Source organism: Duganella kummerowiae, from assembly GCF_053572355.1.
In genome coordinates this window covers 135,855-154,946 of the sequence record NZ_JBKFEH010000004.1, presented here as the reverse complement: position 1 = coordinate 154,946, position 19,092 = coordinate 135,855, and the positions used below count along the sequence as shown (strand labels likewise).

11 protein-coding genes are annotated in these 19,092 nt (G+C 65.7%); 5 read left to right on the top strand and 6 right to left on the bottom strand.

The window, feature by feature from the left end; all coding sequences use genetic code 11:
* Positions 1–62: 62 nt before the first annotated feature.
* The 3 genes from ACLB1G_RS04030 to ACLB1G_RS04020 are packed head-to-tail and all read right to left on the bottom strand — an operon-like array spanning position 63 to position 5,447.
* Entirely contained in the window at positions 63–3,851 is a 3,789-nt protein-coding gene (locus ACLB1G_RS04030) for a TonB-dependent receptor (protein WP_491625900.1), read from the bottom strand.
* 44 nt (positions 3,852–3,895) lie between these two features.
* The gene (locus ACLB1G_RS04025) at positions 3,896–4,864 is read right to left on the bottom strand and encodes a FecR family protein (protein WP_491625899.1); all 969 of its coding nucleotides are present in this window, start codon (positions 4,862–4,864) and stop codon (positions 3,896–3,898) included.
* The gene (locus ACLB1G_RS04020) at positions 4,857–5,447 is read right to left on the bottom strand and encodes an RNA polymerase sigma factor (RefSeq protein WP_491625898.1); all 591 of its coding nucleotides are present in this window, start codon (positions 5,445–5,447) and stop codon (positions 4,857–4,859) included. The genes ACLB1G_RS04025 and ACLB1G_RS04020 overlap by 8 nt, the downstream gene beginning before the upstream one ends.
* Before the next feature lie 135 nt (positions 5,448–5,582).
* Between ACLB1G_RS04020 and ACLB1G_RS04015 the strand changes: the two genes are divergently transcribed.
* The 3 genes from ACLB1G_RS04015 to ACLB1G_RS04005 all read left to right on the top strand — a co-directional run bounded on the left by ACLB1G_RS04015 (position 5,583) and on the right by ACLB1G_RS04005 (position 11,343).
* Complete coding sequence (locus ACLB1G_RS04015) at positions 5,583–5,813, top strand: hypothetical protein (RefSeq protein WP_491625897.1); 231 nt, start codon at positions 5,583–5,585, stop codon at positions 5,811–5,813.
* A gap of 168 nt (positions 5,814–5,981) precedes the next feature.
* Complete coding sequence (locus ACLB1G_RS04010) at positions 5,982–9,518, top strand: TonB-dependent receptor (protein WP_491625896.1); 3,537 nt, start codon at positions 5,982–5,984, stop codon at positions 9,516–9,518.
* 85 nt (positions 9,519–9,603) lie between these two features.
* Positions 9,604–11,343: a rhamnogalacturonan lyase B N-terminal domain-containing protein gene (locus ACLB1G_RS04005; RefSeq protein ID WP_491625895.1), complete on the top strand. Its 1,740-nt coding sequence runs from the start codon at positions 9,604–9,606 to the stop codon at positions 11,341–11,343.
* A gap of 181 nt (positions 11,344–11,524) precedes the next feature.
* Here ACLB1G_RS04005 and ACLB1G_RS04000 read toward each other — a convergent pair whose 3' ends face one another.
* Positions 11,525–14,035 (bottom strand): TonB-dependent receptor plug domain-containing protein, encoded by a 2,511-nt coding sequence (locus ACLB1G_RS04000; protein WP_491625894.1) that lies wholly within the window; start codon positions 14,033–14,035, stop codon positions 11,525–11,527.
* 142 nt (positions 14,036–14,177) lie between these two features.
* The gene (locus ACLB1G_RS03995; protein ID WP_491625893.1) at positions 14,178–14,720 is read right to left on the bottom strand and encodes a RidA family protein; all 543 of its coding nucleotides are present in this window, start codon (positions 14,718–14,720) and stop codon (positions 14,178–14,180) included.
* 326 nt (positions 14,721–15,046) lie between these two features.
* On the opposite strand from ACLB1G_RS03995, the gene ACLB1G_RS03990 reads away from it, so the two are divergent.
* Both ACLB1G_RS03990 and ACLB1G_RS03985 read left to right on the top strand, forming a co-directional pair.
* The gene (locus tag ACLB1G_RS03990) at positions 15,047–16,069 is read left to right on the top strand and encodes an aldo/keto reductase (RefSeq protein ID WP_491625892.1); all 1,023 of its coding nucleotides are present in this window, start codon (positions 15,047–15,049) and stop codon (positions 16,067–16,069) included.
* Between the two features lie 202 nt (positions 16,070–16,271).
* On the top strand, positions 16,272–17,042 hold the full coding sequence (locus ACLB1G_RS03985) for a Crp/Fnr family transcriptional regulator (protein WP_491625891.1): 771 nt from the start codon (positions 16,272–16,274) through the stop codon (positions 17,040–17,042).
* Between the two features lie 176 nt (positions 17,043–17,218).
* Here the strand turns inward: ACLB1G_RS03985 and ACLB1G_RS03980 are convergent, their stop codons facing one another.
* Positions 17,219–18,895, bottom strand: a complete 1,677-nt coding sequence (locus tag ACLB1G_RS03980) for an alkaline phosphatase family protein (protein ID WP_491625890.1) — start codon at positions 18,893–18,895, stop codon at positions 17,219–17,221.
* Positions 18,896–19,092: the final 197 nt, after the last annotated feature.

The following is a 19,092-nucleotide window of genomic DNA, read 5'->3' as shown; positions in this document are numbered from 1 at the left end:
GGAGAGAAAGCGGCCGGTTTAATCCAGATCAAATGCTGAGTGAATTCATCAGCAGATGCGGATCAATAGGAGCGGAAACGCAGGCCGATGGTGATGCGCCGCCCCGCGTAATAGTACTTCTGCAAACTGGGCGTGCCGTCCGCATAGGCCGAGGAACCCAGGCTGGCGGTCTGGGTCTGGTTGGTCAGGTTGCGGCCTTCGAGGAAGAAGTCCAGGTTCTTGTTGATGCGCCAGGCGATCTTGCCGTCCACGTAGCTGGTGCGGTCGGTGAAGTTGGGCGGCCCCGGGTTGTAGGCCGGATTCTTCCACCCCAGGCTGGCGTTGGGATAGGCGTTCAGGCTGTAGCCGCTCAGTGTATCGCCGCACGGGGCGATGCAGTTGAATTTGGTGCCCACGGTTTGCACCGCCACCCGCGCGCTGAAGTCGCCATCGTCATACCACAGCGCCCAGTTGAACGAATATTTGGGTTCACCCACGGCCGGCAGCGCCTCCCCGCTCAGCAAATCCCACGCGACCCGCGCCTGGTTGGAGTGCTGGCGCGTGACGTTGGCGTCGAAGCCGGTATGGCGCAGCTTCCACGGCAGGAAGGTGAACGCGGTCTTGGCGCTGAACTCCACCCCGGTGCGGGTGGCCGGCGGTCCGTTCAGGTAGGTCTTGAGGTCGAACGGGATGTCGGCCAGGGTGCGCCCTGTGGCCGGATCGACCACCTCGGTGCCGGCAAACACCTTGCGGCCAAAGATGCTGTCCACGATGGCCGGGCCTATCCTGCCTATCTGCTTGTAGGCCGAGGCCGAGAACATGCTGTCGCGGTTGGGATACCACTCCACGCTCAGGTTCTGGTTGGTGTTGCTTTGCGCCCGCAGCGCCGGATTGCCCATGGTGGAGCAAGCCATGTCGCCGACCGGGTTGCCGTTGGTGTCCACCAGGGTTTCATCGTAGGTGCAGGAGCCGGATGGCACCAGCCTGGACGCGCCCGGCCGCGCCACTGTCCTGGCGTGGCTGTAGCGCAGCACCAGCTGGTCCGGCGCCAGCCATAGCGCCAGATTGTAGATCGGCAGGAAGTCGTGCGTGGTGGCCCTGATGGTGGTGTTCTGCGTTACCTGCGACAGGGTGTAGCCGGCCGCGGCGCCCGGATTGGCGGCATCGAAGGCGGCCGTCTTGAGCTTGGAAATGAAGGTCATGTTGCCGCTCCCTTCGACCCGGGTGCGCACGTAGCGGTAGCCCAGGTTGCCTTCCAGTTCCCAGCCGAAGGGCAGGGCGCGGTTGGTAAGCGGGATGTGGTCCAGGCCGAATTCCGCCATCAGGTAGGCGGCGTCGGTGCGCTCGCGTATGCTGGTCCTGGGCTGCTGGTACAGCTTGCCGTCACTGCCCATGCACACCTTCATGCAATCGAAGTTGAGATTCGGCGCACCGATGCCGGCGAACAGCTGGTCGACGTCGATCTGGGTCCAGTTGCCGATCAGCGCATCGGGACGGCCGGAGGCGCCGTCGAACAGCCGGGTGGCGGTGGCCGGCCGGCTCATGGCCGCCATCACGGCGTTGAGGAACTGCTGCGGCGTGAGCACGATCTGGTAGTTGCGCGAGTTGGCGGTAGGGATCAGGCCATACGTGCAGGGCGTGCCGCCCGGCGCCAGCGAGCCCGCCGTATCCTGGCAGCCGACGAAGCTGCTGCGCACATTGTTGCCTGGGACGGTGACGGCCGGCACATAGCCGGCCGTGCCGGCCGTGCCCACGGCCGGGCTGACGGTGTAGCCGCCGTTGCCCCAGGCGTCGCTGCTGCTGTCGCGCAGGTTGTAGCCACCCTTGACGCGCCGGAACCAGGGCACGGTATCGGGCAGGGCGTACGCCAGGTCCAGCCTGGAGCTGCGTTCGCCCGTTTCGCGCAGCTGCGGCGTGTACGTGATCTGCGGCGAGGACGCAGTGTATTGCGGCGCCGTGGTGCTGGTGGGCGACTGCAGCGCGGCCACCTTGCCCCAGTCCTCCAGGTTGACGCCGGATGGCAGCGCATAGGCCCAGATGCCGTTCGGCTGCAGCGACACGGTGGCGCTGCCGTAGGCATAGCCCCAGGAAGTGCGCATGTCGCCGCGCCAGAAGCGGGAGTGGCTGTCGCCGGCCATGAACTCGGCGCTGAACGGCCCGTCGTGGTAGGCGCCGCCCAGCTGCAGGTAACGGGTGGCGGTGCCCATGCGGTTGCGGATCTGGTCGTTGAACACGCCAGCGTTGGACAGGGTGTACTGGGTGACGCGGTGGTTGGCGTCCACCAGCGCCGAGCCGGGCACGATGTTGGCCACGCCATTGGTGACCGCCACGTTGCCCAGCGAATAGGTGAGGAAGTTGTCGTCCACCTCGCGCCTGCTGTAGCTGCCCTTGGCGTACATGGTCAGATGGTCGTCGACCTTGAAGTCGGTACGCAGGTCGATGTTCTTGCGATCATCGACCTGGCGCTTGACGAAGTAGCGCAGCAGGGCGGGGTTGGTGTCGTTCCACTGGTTCAGGCAGCTGGCCAGCTCCTGGTTGCGGGCCGCGATGGCGTAGGCCTTGTTGGTCGCACTCAGGCCTTTGAGTTCGGCCGAGCCGGTGGCCAGGACCGGAAAGGCGGCGGCACAATCGTCCTTGGACTGGGCCGCCGCCGATTTGGTGACGATGTCCAGCGGGGTGGCGGCGTCCCAGCCGCCGTAGCTGGCCCAGGGCCTGGTCGAAGCGGCGTCGCCCAGGTCCACCGTCTCCGGGTGGTAGCTGAAGGTTTTCTGCGGGGAGTTGTCGAAGTCGATGGCGCGCATGTAGCCATCCTGGCCGTTGCTGGACACCTGGAACTGGTGCGACTCGTTGGTCAGGCGCAGCGCCGAGGCGTTCACCAGCACGCCCAGGCGGCCGTCCAGGAACTTGCGCGTCATGATCAGGTTGAGGTCCGGGTCCCACCGCTTGTTCAGGCTGTTCTGGGTGCCGGCCGTGCGCAGCGACACGTAGGGCTGGTCGAAATCCAGCGAGCTGCGGGTCTTGATGATGATGCTGCCGCCCAGCGAACCCTCGGTCATGTCGGCGGTGGAACCCTTGACCACGTCGACGCTCTTGATCAGGTCGGCGGACAGCTGGCGGAATTCGGTGGCGCGGCCGTCGCCGCCGCCATTCATGTCGGCGCCCCCGGCCGAGCGCACGGCCTGGCCGTCCAGCTCGACGCGGGTCAGTTCCGGGCCGTTGCCGCGTATGCTGACGCTGCTGCCCTCGTCGAAGTCGCCGCGGTTGACGGCCACGCCGGCCACGCGCGAGATGGCCTCGCCCACGTTGCGGTCGGGCAGGGCGCCGACATCGTCGGCCACGATGGAATCCATGGCGGTGGCGGCGTGCTTCTTGCGCCCTATGGCCGAGCGCTGCGAACGGCGCATGCTGACCACCACCTTGGGCAGATCGCTGATCAGCTCCTCCAGTTCCTCCTCGCTGTGGTCCAGTTCGAACAGGGTGCCGGGCTTGAAGCGCAGCACGCTGCCTTCGCCATGGTCTAGCGCCCGCCCTGCCTCGGCCTCGCTGTCGGGCGGCGCCAGCGTGAACAGCACCGTGCCGTTGTCGCGGATGCGCGAACGCAAGCGGGTGCCGGCCAGCAGCCGCGCCAGCGCCTCGGCCGGTGCGTAGCTGCCGCGCACTTCATTGGTGGCGATGCCGGCCAGGTCCTCGGTGGTGGCCAGCACCGTCAGCCCGGCCTGCCGCGCGAATTCCGGTATCGTTTTCACTGCGGGACCCGCCGCCACGTGGAAGCTCGCAGGAGCTTCCTGGGCCCTGGCTGCCGGCGTGCAGACAGCCAGGATGCTGATGCCGGCCGCGATCAGAGCCGGGCTGATGCCTGGGTACTTCGCCATCCACTGCTTCCTGGTTATATGCCGGGGGCGGCACGGCCGGATCTCTAGCGTATCCGTTGGCCTATCTCTATGGTATTCGCGCCCACCACGACCGGTACCCCCAGCAGCGAGTGCATGTCGTCGGCGAAGCGCTCGGGCTGGTCGATGCGGTACTGGCCCACGAATTTCCTGTCGCGCAGGCGCGGGTCGTTGATCACGATGGCGCGCGCGTTGTAGCGGTTGAATTCCGCAGCCGCGTCGGCCAGGGCCTGGTCGCGGAACACCAGCATGCCTTCGCGCCAGGCCAGCTTGCGCTCGATTTCCTCGGGTTCGCGGCTGACCGCGATGCTGGCCGCCAGGTCCGGCACGTAGGCATGTTCGCCGGCCGTCATGCGGCGCTTTTGCGCCGTGCCCTGGGCGGTCCAGACTTCAACCGTGCCCTCGGTCACCACCACGTCGGCGCCATCGCCGTAACGGCGCACGGCAAAGGCGGTGCCGACCGCGCGCACCATGACGCCGCCGGCCTGCACCACGAAGGGCTTGCTCTTGTCCTTGGCCACCTCGAACCAGGCTTCCCCCCGGGTCAGGGCGATGCGGCGCTCCTCGCGCGTCAGGCGCACCTCGACCCGGCTGGCGCCGTTGATGCTGACGGTGGAATTGTCGGCCAGCGGCACCTTGCGGAATTCTCCCTTGGCGGTGTTGAGCACGGTCGGGCCTGCGAATCTGGGCAGGAGCGCGGAACTGGCCACGGCCGCCACCCCGGCGGCCGCCGCGCCCGCCACGATGAAGCGGCGCCGCCCGTGCTGGCGCAGGGCGTGCGCGCCGTCCTGCACCGCTGCCGGGCTGGGGCGCTGGTTTTCCTCCAGGGTGATCTTGTCCAGGGAGCGCTCGATGGCCCGCGCGCGCAGGTAGGCGCCCGCGTGCGAGGGATGGGCGTCGAACCAGGCCTCGAATGCAGCCTCGTCCTGTGGGGTCATGGCGCCATGCGACTGGCGCACCACCCATTCCAGCGCTTCCGTTTCTGTTTTAGACATGTCGTTTTCTAACCGTGGGCTTGCCTGCGCGCGATTTTACCGCGTCGCCGCCCCATTGCATGCCGGTCCTGGCAATACTCTCGGAAATGAGCGCCATGCCGCGCATGGTTTCCTTTTCGACCACGTTTTCGCTCAGGCCCAGCGACTTGGCGGTGGCGTCCTGCGACATGCCGTAGATGCGGCGCGCGCGGAACACCTGCTGGCAGCGGTCCGGCAGGTTGGAAATCAGGCCCAGCACCCATTTCAGCTCGGCCCGTCCGGCCGCCACCCGTTCCGGCGAGGGCGACGGGTCCTCGACATTGAATTCATCGAGGTTGGCCACCGCCTCGATTTCCACCACGGTGTTGTGGCGGAACTGGTCGATCACGATGTTCCTGGCCATGCGCAGCACGTATTCGCGCGGTTCGCGGATTTGCTCCACTGATTCCAGCTTGAGGATGCGGCAGTACACCTCCTGCATCACGTCGTCGATCTCGGCGGCGTCCTTGCAGACACCGGCCAGCTTCATGCGCAGCTCGGCCTCGTAGGGCAGCAAATGCGTGCTCACCCAATCCACGATGGCGGGGGCCAGGAATTGTCTCATCGTCTCCTCCGTGTTGTATCGCCCGGTAGCCGGGCTGGCGCTTGTCTCTGCGGACAGCGTTTTTATGTTTTTTCCAATTATTACATGGCAAGTCCAAGCGGCGGCCGTAGCGTCGGATCACAACGTTGATCAAGCATGATGCGTGGTTTTTTTGCAACGGTGAGGGTGCTGCGGGTTTGCCACACCGGCGGCGCGGCTGGCGGCGCCGTTGCCGGCCTGCCCATTAATAAAGACGGACGGGTGAAAAATTTCCGCCGCCATGCGCTCAAATATTGTTGGCGGAAATTTTTTCCTGGTCCGTCAGTCGCGCCGTTTTTGGCTTTCCGCCGCCTTGCGCTAAAAAAATCAACTATCGGAGTCCTTTGATCGGATCGCTAACTTTGCGCGATTTTGCGGGCATCATCGCTTCGTCCACCAAAGGATCAACCCCCGGCAGCGCCCGCAGTGGCGTGATTACTTCCTATAAGAATTGGAGATGCAACAATGCGTTCTTTCCGTGCGGCCCCTTTGCGGCCGAACCGTTTGAGTTATGCCGTGTCCCTGGCCCTGGTCTCGCTGATGGCGGGCCAGGCCGCCGGCGCCCAGGAAACCCCGGCCGCCACGCCGGCCGCCCAGGCCGGGAGCGAAGCCCAGGGCGACATGGCCAAGGTGGTGGTCAGCACCCGCCGCTCCCAGCAGTCCTCCATCGAGCGCAAGAAAAACTCGGCCACGGCCCAGGATTCCATCGTGGCCGAGGATGTCGGCTCGCTGCCCGACCGTAACATCGGCGAAGCCATTTCGCGCATTGCCGGCGTGGCCATCGACCGCGGCGACTTCGGCGAGGGCGTCAACGTCAGCATCCGCGGCAACGGCCCGGAACTGACCCGCGTCGAGCTGGACGGGCAGGGCGTGCGCTCGGCCGGCGGCTCCGACATGAATGGCGGCGGCGACGGCCGCGCCACCGAATTCCGCCAGCTGTCCGCCGACCTGATCAAGAGTGTCGACATCGTCAAGGGCTCCACCGCCGACATGACCGAGGGCTCGCTGGGCGGCGGCATCATCATCAAGACCCGCACCTCGCTGGAGTTCGACAAGCCCTTCGTGTCGTTGCGCCTGGCCGGCAGCAAGAACAGCCTGAACAAGGAATGGGACCCGGACGCCAACCTGATCATGAGCAAGAAGTTCCTGGACAACCGCCTGGGCGTGCTGATGAACGCCTCGCTCCAGAAGCTGACCAATGAATCGCACCAGTTCCAGGTCTCGGCCAACGGCCGCGACGGCTACATGCGCCAGGCCGACTTCGACCAGTCGCCGGAAAAAACCTTCAGCTATCACCCGGAAACAGTGAACCGAGCCGACGTGGCCTCGACCACGCCATGGGCCACTTACGGCACCTGGAACGCCGCCACACCGCTGGAAATCGTCACCAAGTCGGCCGCCGCCCAGTCGCAGGCGGATTGCCGTACTTCGTTCCCGGCGCTGACCACCAGTTCGGCCGAACTGAACGGCCTGAGCTCCACCAACAAGACCAATGCCATCAACGCCCGTAACTACGAGCTGCTGAGCTGCCTGAACCAGTGGAACGACACCAATCCAGCCCTGCTGCGCTACTTCGTCAAGCGCCAGATCGACGAGCGCAAGAACCTGGACCTGCGCACCGACTTCAAGGTCAACAACAAGCTGTCGGTGTACGCCAAGGGCAGCTACAACAAGCGCGAGGTGGATGACAACTTCCTCACTTATTCTCTGGGCAACGTCGCCATGAACACGGCCGGCACCTTTGTCGATGCCGCCGGCAAGCGCAGCGCCGTGGCCGGTACTGGCTACGCCGTGTTCCCCGGCTACAGCTTCCTGTCCGGCCAGCCGCTGCAGCAGGGCGTGACGGCCAACATCGTGCCCGGCTCGGTGGTGGTGGACGCCAACCACCACGTGACCTCCTACACGCTGACCAACGCCGGCGTGTCGGTGGACCAGATCCGCAACAAGATGGGCACCACCACCAAGTCGCTGCAGCTGGGCGGCACCTATCGCGACGGCGGCCTGACCACGGAATTCTTCGTGGCCGACAACGAGTCCGACTTCTGGCGCGGCGACAAGCGCACCTCGTGGGGCTATACCTATGGCAACGCCACGGTGGCGCTGCAGCCCAACGGCATCTGGTCGTACAGCACCCCGCCCGGCGTCAGCCTGACCGACTTCACCAAGGTCGGCGCCCTGGCGCCTGCCACCAGCGCCACCGTGCCGCAATACACCGTCTCCTCGCCCCAGGTCACTTATAGCCCGCAGCTGCGCGAGACCGGCGAAAAAGCGGCCAAGGTCGACGTCAGCTGGGCGGTGCCGGACACCGTGCCCTTCTTCAAGCGCCTGAAGACCGGCTACAACTACCGCGACACCACCAGCGACGCCTGGGGCAACGGCGGCTACACGGTCAGCCCGGCCGTGGGCACCGCCGGCACCGCCGGCTACGTGGCGGCTGTCACCGTGCCCGGCAATAATGTGCGCGGTTCCTTCGTCGGTTGCCAGGATACGGCCACCGCCAAGTGCACCTATGGCATCATCCCCACCGCCGGCAGCCGCAGCTATCAGGTGGTGCTGACTCCGCAGGCCTTCCTGGACGCCGTCACCAGCTCCATGTACCAGAACGCCACCGCGACCCAGCTGTTCAACGGCGCCAAGGACCGTCCGGACGCCCTGATCAACAACTGGACCCAGATCGACGTGGAGAAGGTGTTCGCCCAGATCGGCGCGCCCAACCTGAACTTCGACTGCATGAAGACCTGCGTCGGCAGCAATGGCAAGACCTACGAGCAGCCGATGACCAGCATCAAGGAGCGCACCGACGCCGGCTACCTGATGGCCGACTTCGGCATCGACCATGTCCCCTTCACCAACAAGGCGCTGCCCTTCGGCTGGGAACTGGAAGGCAACATGGGCTACCGCTACGTGCGCACCAAGGTCGAAGGCCGGGGCAACATGACCTTCGTCTCCAAGCTCAAGACGGCGGCCTACGATCCGGCCAACCCCGGCAACGCTGCCGGCTTCACCACCTCGCAGATCACGCAGAACACCACGCTGACCGCCAACAGCACCGACTTCCTGCCGATCTACAATCTGGCGCTGTGGGTGGTGCCGGACCAGGTGGTGGTGCGCTACAACCATGCCAAGACGGTGGCCCGCCCGCCGGCCTCGCGCCTGGTGGCGGCCGGCTCCTGCACCTATGACCAGACCCTGGTCAACGCCAATGGCGACGCCGACACCGACATGACCTGCACCACCCTGGGCAATCCGGCCCTGAAGGCGCAGACCAACATCAACCAGAACCTGAGCGTCGAGTGGTACCCCAACCGCGACACCATGTTCACCGCTTCGGCCTACAAGCAGGAAGGCCGCATCGGCGCCGCCATCGTGGACAGCGTCAACGGCAAGAAAGTGTTCGAAGGCTCGAGCGCGGTCGATCCGGCCACCGGCATCTCGCTGGCCGACATCCCGTTCGATTTCCGCACCTACCTGAACGGCGCCCCGGCCACCCGTACCGGTGTGGAATTCAGCACCAAGACCGCCTTCACCTTCCTGCCCTGGAAGCTGCGCTACACCGGTTTCGACGCCAACGTCACCCGCCAGCACTCGAACTCGTCGGCCCTGGCCTACGACCTGCTGACCGGCGGCGTGCTGAGCCCGGTCGGGATACCGAAGTACTCGTTCAACTGGGCCCTGTGGTATGACGATGGCGCCCTCAGCGCCCGCGTCGCCGTGCAAACCGTGGGCACCCGCTTCGCCTGCATCGCACCTTGCGGCGACTCGATCAGCGGCTATGGCCTGAACGCCTATCCCAACGTGGCCCTGGCATGGAAAAACCCTGCCTACAATCCGGGTCCCAGCAACTGGACCGACCGCACCAGCTATGTGGACGGCCGCATCGCCTACCGCGTCAACAAGAGCCTGGAGTTCTACGTGGAAGGCAAGAACCTGACCAACCAGACCCAGACCACCAGCCTGGGCGGCACCGGCTACGCGAATGGCGCGCCCAACCTGCAGAACTACTACTACGCAGGCCGCCGCATCAGCCTGGGCCTGACCTGGAAGAACCTGTAATTCTGCCTGGGTGTGAAGTATTCACCTTTTGGGGACAGCTCTGCTGTCCCTTTTTTTTAAAACCACAAAGAGAAAGAGGAGAACCATGCAACACTTGACGACGAAAGCGGCCAGGCTGGGCGCGGCCGGACTGGCTGCGGCCGCCATCCTGGCCGGATGCGGCGGCGCCGCGCAGGATGGCGGCGCCAGCCAGGCCACGCTGCTCAAGGCGGGCGCCACTACCCAGGCCACCTCCACCTTCGGCTTGACCGCCGACAGCAATTTCTACACCATCGACACCGGCGCCGACCTGGTGTTCAAGATACGCCGGGTGGACGCCAGCTCCACCACCTCGCCGGGCGACATCGCCTCCCTGGTGTACAAAGGCGTGCAGTACCAGGACCAGCAGCGCGGCAGCCAGGTCAACTCCGGCTTCGACTGGCTGTACAACAATATCTCGGCGGTGACCGTCAACGCCGAGCAGATCGGCAGCGACTATATCAAGGTCACCGTAGTGGGCGGCAGCCTGACCCACTACTATATCGCCAAGCGCGGCGAGAACCGGATCTACATGGGAACGTACTTCACCAAGGAGCCCGAGGTGCAGGCGCTGGCGCGCTACATCGTGCGCGTGCCCAAGGCGGTGCTGCCCAACGGTCCCACACCATCCGACCTGACCGGCACCACCACCACGGTGGAGTCAGGCGACGTGTTCGGCCTGCCCAACGGCGAAACCCGTTCCAAGCACTATTCCAACATGCGCCTGAAGGATTGGCAGTACATAGGCGCCACCGGCAACAACGTCGGCCTGTGGATAGTGCGCGACAATAACGAGGGCAATTCCGGCGGCCCCTTCTACCGCAGCCTGCTGAACCAGGGCGGCTCCGACCAGGAACTGACCTACATCATCAACTATGGCGAATCGCAGACCGAGGCTTTCCGCCTCGGCATCCTGAACAGCTACACCCTGGTGTTCACGGACGGCGGCGCGCCGGGCGCGGTCGACACCTCCTTCTTCAGCGGCATGGGCATGGTGGGCTATGTGGGGCCGTCCGGACGCGGCCAGGTGTCGGGCGCCAGCATCACCGGGCGCGACAGCCGCTTCGAGTACACGGTGGGCTTTGCCAACGCCACCGCCCAGTATTGGGCCCCGGTCGATCCGGTGGACGGCCACTTCGACAGCAAGGGCATGCTGCCCGGCACCTACACCATGAAGGTGTACAAGAACGAGCTGGAGGTCGATACCCGCACCGTCACGGTCACGGCCGGCGGCGTGACCTCGGTGGCGCCGATTGCCATCACGGGCGACCCATCGGCGGTGACGCCGATCTGGCGCATCGGCGACTGGGATGGCAGCCCGGCCGAATTCCTCAACGGCGACAAGGTCACCACCATGCACCCGTCCGACGTGCGCATGGGCAGCTGGAAGCCGGGCGACTACACGGTGGGCGTCTCGACCGCCGCCACCGGCTTCCCGGCCTACCAGTGGAAAGACAGCGCGGTGAGCGGCGCGCGCGTGATCAAGTTCAACCTGAAACGCAGCCAGCTGGCGCCGCTGACCCTGCGGGTGGGCCTGACCATCGCCTACGCCGGCGGGCGGCCGACGGTGCAGGTCAATGGCTGGTCCTCGGCCCTGCCGGCGGCCCCGAACGCACCCAAGACCCGCAGCCTGACGGTAGGCACCTACCGCGGCAACAACACCATGTACACCTTCAACATCCCGGCCAGCCAGCTGGTGGTGGGCACCAACGTGCTGACCCTGACCCCGATCAGCGGCTCGGCAGGTTCCGGCTTCCTCAGCCCCGGCTTTGCGTGGGACGCGGTCGACCTGATCCCCACGCCTTGAGGCGGCTCGGCCTGCAGTAACAACACCGGGGTCAGGTCGGGCAATGTGCCAACAACACCGGGGTCAGGTCGGGCAATGTGCCAACAACACCGGGGTCAGGTCGGGCAATGTGCCAAAGTTTCCTCCTTAAATGATGCGCTGGGAAATTCTGTCCACTTGCCCGACCTGACCCCGACCCCGCTTAGAAGCTGTAGGTCAACCGGCCGTAGTAGTAGGCGCCGTTGATGCCCAGGGGCGAGAACGAGGGGTACTGGTTGGCGGCCGCGCTGTTGCCGGCCGCCACCTGGGCTGCGATCAGGTCGGCGCTGTTCTTGTTCGGATAGGTGTTGAACAGGTTGTTCGCACCCACCGAGAAGGTCAGCTGCTTGCTGAAGGCCTTGCTGATCTCCAGGTCGGTGGTGGCCTTGGTCTTGATCTCGGTGCGGAAATACTTGGCGCCATCCACCGTGGTGTAGCCGGCCGAGGGACCGTAGATGGATTCGCGCAGGTTGACCGTCCAGCTGCCACGCTTCCACAGCGCGCCCAGGTTCACGCGCGTCTTGGGCGACGATTCCTCCAGGGTGGCGATGGCGCCCAGGTTGAGCAGCACCTGCGGCAGCAGCTGCGACGGCGCCTGGTTGATGCGGCGTACTTCCACCTTGTTGTAGTTGGCGGCGGCCGACCAGTCGACCCGGCCCATGTCGCCGAAGTTGCTGCCGTAGTTCATCACCACTTCCAGGCCGGTGTTGCGGGTGTTGGCGGCGTTGGTGAAGATGTTGATGCCGGTCTGGGTCACGGTCGGGTCCAGGATGTTGCCGTTGGCCTTGATGGCGGCCACCACGGCGGCCGAGTTGACGGCCGCGCCGGAACCGTACAGCGAGCTGGAGCCGACGATGCGGTCGCGGATGTTGATCACGTAGGCGTCCGCCGTGATCTGCATCTTCGGCATGGGCTTCAATACCATGCCGACGCTGAAGTTGGTCGATTTCTCCGGCTTCAGGCCGTTGATGCCGACCAGCGCCGCGCCGGGCGAATTGGGCGCCAGCTGCACGAAGGCCGACGTCGGCGACACGTTGGTGGCCGAGTAGTACTGCTCGGCCATGGTCGGTGCGCGGAAGCCGTTGCTGATGGTGCCGCGCAGCGCCACGGTCGGGCTGAAGTCGTAGCGGTTGGTGATCTTGCCCACGCGGGTGCTGCCGAAGTCGCTGTAGTTCTCGTAGCGCGCGGCCAGGTCGACCTTCCAGTTGGCGATGGGCGAACCGGCCACGTCGATGTAGGCCGACTTGTCGTTGCGGCTGTGGCTGCTGGCGTCGGTCAGGCTGAAGCCGGGATAGGATTGCGAACCTTCCTTGTAGCGCGAGGCGGCCTCGCCGGCGCCGATGGCGTAGGTGTCGCGCCGGTATTCGGCGCCCAGCGCCAGGCTCAGCGGGCTGGCCCAGCCGACCGCGAATTCGCGCGTCAAGTCCAGGTTGGTGGTCCACTGGCTGGCCTCGAACGAGCCGGCGTAGAAGTCGTAGGGCGTGGCGCCGGTGTCGTTGTACAGCGAGATATTGGCCGAGTTGGTCACGCCCATCTTGACCTTGTCGCGGCCGTAGGTGGTGCTGACATCCCAGTTCCAGTCGCCGGCCGTGCCTTTCACGCCGGTCGAGACGCCGAAGTCGGTCTCGTCCAGGGTCTCGCGCGGGCTGAAGCCGTAGGGGTAGACCTTGGGCAGGCGGTTGGGCAGGCGGTAGTTCTCGAACGCGTCGGCCATCTTCTGGCCGTAGGTGACGTTGGCGTAGAACTCGGTGCCGCCGCCGAAGTCGATGCCGCCGTTCAGGCTCAGCAGCGAGATATGGTAGGCGGCGTCGCCGGCGATGTGGTTCAGGTAGGGGTAGCCTGGCGCCAGCGCCAGGTTGGGCATGCTGGCCATGTTGGCGGCCGACACCACGCGCGGGTCGATCGAGCTGCGGTCGCTGTGGCCGTGGTACTTGTGCTCGGCGGTCAGGTTCAGGTAGCTGTTGTCGCTGGGCGCCATGCCCAGGTTGAAAGAGCCGTCGGCGGTCTTGCCGCCCTGGTCGTAATAGCGGCCGCCGTTGACGTTCAGGGTGCCGCCCTCGCTATCCTTTTTCAGGATGATGTTGATGACGCCGGCAATGGCGTCGGTGCCGTACTGGGCGGCGGCGCCGTCCTGCAGGATCTCGACGTGGTCGATGGCCGACACCGGGATGAAGTTGAGGTCGGTCGCGGCGCCGCCCTGGTAGGGGCCGCCCAGCACGGCCAGGTTGGAGGTGGTGTGGCGGCGCTTGCCGTTGATCAGCACCAGGGTGTTGTTCGGGCTCAGGCCGCGCAAGCGGGCCGACAGGGTCAGGTTGGCGGCGTCGCTGCCGAAGGCCTGGGCGGTGAAGGAGGGCATGTTCTGCGCCAGCGCCTGGATCAGGTCGGGCTGGCCGGTGCGTTCCAGCGAACCGGAATCGAGCACCTGGATGGGCGAAGCGCTGTCGCTGGCTTTCAGGCCGCTGCGGCGGGTACCGGTCACGATCACGGCCTCGATGGGCGCGGCCGGTGCGGCGGCGTCGGCAGCCACGTCAGCGGCCGCATCGGCGGCCGGCTCGGGCGCGGCCAGGGCGGCGCCGTGCAGGCCGGCGCACAGGGCGGCGATGGTCAGCGCCATGGCGGTCGGTTTCGGCAGGACAGGGGACGGCGACTTCGGATTGCAGATTGCAGAACACATAAAAACAACTCCTTCAAGGGCAAAAAATTTTGGACGAGCGAGGCCTGCACCGGCGGCAAGCCGGCGTTTTGCTTGTAATACGGGAGCAGCGTGGGGCGCGCCTGCGTGGGGCGCGCCGCGTCAGGGCGTGTTCAGGCCCTGCCTATTTTTTCTTGGCCTTGGGGGCCGGCGCTTCCGGCGCCTTGGCGGCGGTCATTTCGATTTCCACCAGGCCGCCGGCCATGGGCAGGGCCGCCACCTGCAGCGCGGTGCGCACCGGCTTGTTGGGCTGGGCGGCGGAGCCGAAGTATTCGCCGTAGGCGGCGTTCAGGCCGGCGAAGTCCATCTTGCCGTCCAGCTTGGGATCGCCCAGCAGGAAGACGTTGACCTTGACCACGTCGGCGAAGGTCAGGCCCTGGGCCGCCAGCAGCTTCTCGAACTTCTTCATGATCGAGTGCACCTGGGTGTTGGTATTGCCATAGGCTTCAGGCGTGCCCTTGGGGGCGTCCGGGTTGGCCACATCGGCCAGGTTGCCGCTGAAGAAGACGAGACGGCTGCCAGCCGGCACGCTGACGGTGGTGGAGATGGGGAAGTTCGAGCCCGGCACGCTGGCGCGGGTGATTTCCTCGGCATGGGACAGGGAGAACGGCAACAGGGCCAGGCCCAACACGGCGGCCAGACGGGTGAACATTGCAGGAGCGTGCATCGTGTCTATCCTTATTTTCATTGATCAAAACTGCGTGTTACACAACGTTACGCAATATGTATGCCATCGATATGAAAACGGGTAAGACTGCAACCGATTTCATAGGAGAAAGCGGTATCGGCGCGGCCTGGCGACCTGATACGGCTGGCGCGCACCGCACCAACATATCAACATGCAATGCACTAATTTAGGCCGCGGGCGACGCCATCCATGCGCGCAAATCGGGCGCTGACAAGCAAGGGCAGGATCGCGCTGGTTGCCGGGCGCGGTGCACGGGCGGGGCGGTGCTAGAATCGGCCTTCCGCCACCGTGCAAGGAGCAAGTCCATGGAATACCGGCGTCTCGGCAACTCGGGCCTGCGCGTGCCCGCCCTCGGTTTCGGCACCGCCACCTTTGGCGGCGGCAACGATTTCTTCAAGGCCTGGGGCAGCACCGACGCGGCCGGCGCGGCGCGCCTGGTGGATCTGTGCCTGGACCATGGCGTGTCCCTGTTCGACAGCGCCGACGTGTATTCGGACGGCCTGGCCGAGCAAATCCTCGGGCAGGCCATCAAGGGCAGGCGCAACCGGGTGCTGCTCTCGACCAAGGCGACGTTCCCCACCGGCGACGGCCCCAACGCCTACGGGTCTTCGCGCCAGCACCTGCTCGAGGCGGTGGACGCCTCGCTGCGGCGGCTGGGCGTGGACCATATCGACCTGCTGCAGCTGCACGGCCAGGACCACAACACCCCGGTGGAGGAAACCCTGTCCACCCTGGACCAGCTGGTCCGTTCGGGCAAGGTGCGCTATGTGGGCGGCTCGAATTTCTCGGGCTGGCACCTGATGAAATCGCTGACGGCGGCCGACCGCCTCGGCTATCCGCGCCATGTGGCGCACCAGGTGTATTACTCGCTGCTCAACCGCGACTATGAGTGGGAACTGATGCCGCTGGGCCTGGACCAGGGCGTGGGCGCGGTGGTATGGAGTCCGCTGGGCTGGGGCAAGCTGACCGGACGCATCCGGCGCGGGCAGGAAGCCAGGCCGGGCACGCGGGCGCACGACATTGCCGGCACCGGGCCGCACTACGAGGAGGAGCGCCTGTACCGCATCGTCGACACCCTGGACGCTGTGGCCGCCGCGACCGGGCGCAGCATCCCGCAGATCGCCCTCAACTGGCTGCTGCGGCGCGACACCGTGTCCACGGTGCTGATCGGCGCCCGCGACGAGGCCCAGCTGGTGGAAAACATCGGCGCGGTGGGCTGGGCCCTGGAGCCGGAGCATGTGGCGGCGCTGGACGCGGCCAGCGAGGTGCCGCCGGCCTATCCGGTCTGGCACCAGCGCGGCTTCCCCATGCTGCAGCGTGGCGGATGAGGCCCAGGTGTTTCAAGGGACGCGATGCTGTCTTAAGTGAGGCAGCTCACGTAGGACTGGGATGACAATTGACAATGTTCCGTGCCTACATAACGTCTGACAGCGCTCCTATACGTTGAATTTGGTCTAATGGATATAGTGTTACTTAACAAAGCAATACATCCAACACAGCCGCAGACCAACAAAACGATAGAGGAACGCCATGTACAACACTACTGCTACCCCCACCCGCACCATCAACGTCGGCAAGGCTGCACAAGTCATCAGCATTACGGGCGCCCAACAAAACGATCTGCTGCGGGCTCTGTCCCGTGAAGAACTGACCAGCCTGTTCGCCCATCTGGAATTGGTGCAATTACCTGCTGGCAAGCAACTGTTCGGCTGCGGCGGCCAGATGGAATATGCCTACTTCCCGACCAACGCCATCATCTCGCTGCAATACGTGATGGAAGACGGCGCCACCACCGAGATCGCCGTGGTGGGCCGTGAAGGCGTGGTGGGGGTGGCCATGTATCCGACCGAGCGCGCCAACTGCACCGCTGTGGTCCAGACCGCCGGTTATGGCTACCGCCTGAAAGCCGAGGCGCTGCGCGAGGCCTTCTACGCCGGCGGCGCCCTGGCCCAGCAGCTGATGCGCCATACCAGCGCCCTGTTTGCGCAACTGGCGCAGACCGTGGCCGGCAACCGTCACAGCAATATCGAACAAAAACTGTGCCGCTGGCTGCTGGAGCGCCTGGACCGTTCGCTCAGCAACGAGCTGAAAGTAACCCAGGAACTGATCGCCAACATGCTGGGTGTGCGGCGCGAAAGCATCACCGGCGCGGCCGGCAAGCTGCAGGAAGAGGGCATGATCGAATACCGCCGCGGCAAGGTGATCGTGCTGGACCGCCCGGCCCTGGAACGCCGCGCCGGCCAGTGCTACAACTCCGGCCGCAGCCAGGCCAAGGCCCAAGGCTACGCCCTCGGCGCATAAAGCTGGAGCCCCGGCGATCAACCACGTTGTCCAAACCGCGGTGTCAGGTCTGCCATTGGTACATGAGGCTGCCAGAAAAAGCGGACTCATGTACCATTGGCAGATCTGACACCGGTGTGGACATGACACCGGTGTGGACACCGGCGTTCCATTCAAGCGGGCCTGGCCCGCTTTTTTTATTTCAGGGTCTCGGTCAACACCCGGCCTTCGGCGCCGGACGGCGGGCGCACGTGCAGCAGGTGCGACAGGGTGGGGGCGATGTCCTGCACCTCGGCGTACTGGCCGTAGGCGCCCGGCTTGATCCAGCGCTGGCCCATGATCAGCAGCGGCACGTTGGTGTCGTAGGCGTAGGGCGAGCCGTGCGAGGTGCCGCTGTTGCCGCTGCCGAAGTACCAATAGGGCTTGAGCACCACCATCAGGTCGCCCGAGGCGATACGGTTCCAGGCCCGCTTCATCAGCACCGCGGTGCGGTTGCCGCTCACGCCGCCCTGCTCGAACTGGGTGCGGGTGTAGACCTCGGTCACGCCATTCTGCTGCAGCAGGAAGCGCGCCGCCGCATTTTCCAGCTCCTCGCGCTTGATGCCTTTCTGTTCGGCCAGCGCATAGTCGAGGTGGATATTGGGCACCGACCATACGGTCACCAGCTTGTCGGCCGAGAACTTGGCGGCCAGGTGCTGGTTCAGGGCCGCCATCAGTTTGTCGCCATCGAGGCGCTGGGCGTCGATGTGCTGCTGCTGCGAGAATTCCGGCACGTTGGGGAAGCCATGGTCGGCCGTCAGCAGCACCAGCACGTTGTCCATGCCGATCTTTTTATCCAGGTAGCCGAAGAAATTGGCCAGCATGCGGTCCAGGCGCTGCAGGTGGTCGTGCGACATCCTGCTTTCCGGCCCGTAGGCGTGGTTGATGTAGTCGTGGGCCGACAGGCTGACCCCCAGCAGGTCGGGCACGCCGGCCGGATTCCTGCCCAGCTGTTCGCCCTCGACGGCGGCGCGGGCAAACTCCAGGGTCAGCTCGTCCAGATAGGGCGTGGCTTTCAGGCGGTTGTAGTAGTCGGCGTCCAGGCCGCCGCTTTCGCTGTACATGGAAAACGGGAAGCGGTTGTGCGCGCCCGGCTTGGCCGGGGTCAGGTCCTCGCTGGCGTCGCCGGCGTAGGCCGCCTCCGGCAGCAGCGGGGTCCAGCTCTTGCCGTAGTAGCGGTCCTGCGGCTTGGCGGCCTGGACGGCCTGCACCCATTGCGGATGCTTTTGCATGTAGAAGGTGCTGCTGGCGAAGTTGCCGGTTTTGTCCATGTACATATAGGCGGTGCCGGTCTTGCCCGCCAGTAGGATGGCGCCCCGGTCCTTGCCGGACACGGTCACCACCTTGCTGCGGTTGCCGCTGGCGTAGCGCATCTGGTCGCCCAGGGTGTCCACGCGCAGCCTGGTGGGCGCGGTGCCGTCCGAGGGTTTGGTCTCTTCGCCGATGTAGGTGTAGCTGGTGTCCTCGGTGCAGTACACGGATTTCTTGGTCACCGGATCGATCCAGTTGTTGCCGATGATGCCGTGCTGGTAGGGGTAGGCGCCGGTCAGCACGGCGCTGTGGCCGACCGCCGTCACGGTCACGCCATGGGCCTGGTGGGCGTTGCTGAAAGACGCGCCCTGGTCCAGCAGGCGGCGCAGGCCGCCTTGGCCGAACTGGTCGCGGTAGCGCAGGACTTGCTCGTTGGGCAGGCCATCCACCACCAGCACCACCACCAGCTTGGGCTGGGCGGCTGCGGGGGCGGGGGCTGCGGCATGGGCGCCACCGGCGGCGACGCAGGAGGCCAGGATCAGGGTCCGTAACGCGGACAGGGCGGGCTGCTTGGTGTGGGTCATATCGGTCCGGGGTTGAAGGCGGCGTAGCCGCCGGGCGGCGACTATGCTACCCCAGATGTATGACAGCGGTGTTACCTCGGCCGCAGCGCGGGATGTCCAGCATGGGCTGCCGCGTGCGCGGCAGCGACGTTAGCGGCCCCGCAGCAGCCCGCGCCAGCGCGCCGTGGCCCTGCCGACGGTCGCCGGCAGCACCGCCA

Coding starts and splice junctions, on each gene's coding strand:
- ACLB1G_RS04030 (WP_491625900.1), bottom strand. CDS start 3,851: ATGGCGAAGTACCCAGGCATCAGCCCGGCTCTGATCGCGGCCGGCATC.
- ACLB1G_RS04025 (WP_491625899.1), bottom strand. CDS start 4,864: ATGTCTAAAACAGAAACGGAAGCGCTGGAATGGGTGGTGCGCCAGTCG.
- ACLB1G_RS04020 (WP_491625898.1), bottom strand. CDS start 5,447: ATGAGACAATTCCTGGCCCCCGCCATCGTGGATTGGGTGAGCACGCAT.
- ACLB1G_RS04015 (WP_491625897.1), top strand. CDS start 5,583: ATGATGCGTGGTTTTTTTGCAACGGTGAGGGTGCTGCGGGTTTGCCAC.
- ACLB1G_RS04005 (WP_491625895.1), top strand. CDS start 9,604: ATGCAACACTTGACGACGAAAGCGGCCAGGCTGGGCGCGGCCGGACTG.
- ACLB1G_RS04000 (WP_491625894.1), bottom strand. CDS start 14,035: ATGTGTTCTGCAATCTGCAATCCGAAGTCGCCGTCCCCTGTCCTGCCG.
- ACLB1G_RS03995 (WP_491625893.1), bottom strand. CDS start 14,720: ATGCACGCTCCTGCAATGTTCACCCGTCTGGCCGCCGTGTTGGGCCTG.
- ACLB1G_RS03990 (WP_491625892.1), top strand. CDS start 15,047: ATGGAATACCGGCGTCTCGGCAACTCGGGCCTGCGCGTGCCCGCCCTC.
- ACLB1G_RS03985 (WP_491625891.1), top strand. CDS start 16,272: ATGTACAACACTACTGCTACCCCCACCCGCACCATCAACGTCGGCAAG.
- ACLB1G_RS03980 (WP_491625890.1), bottom strand. CDS start 18,895: ATGACCCACACCAAGCAGCCCGCCCTGTCCGCGTTACGGACCCTGATC.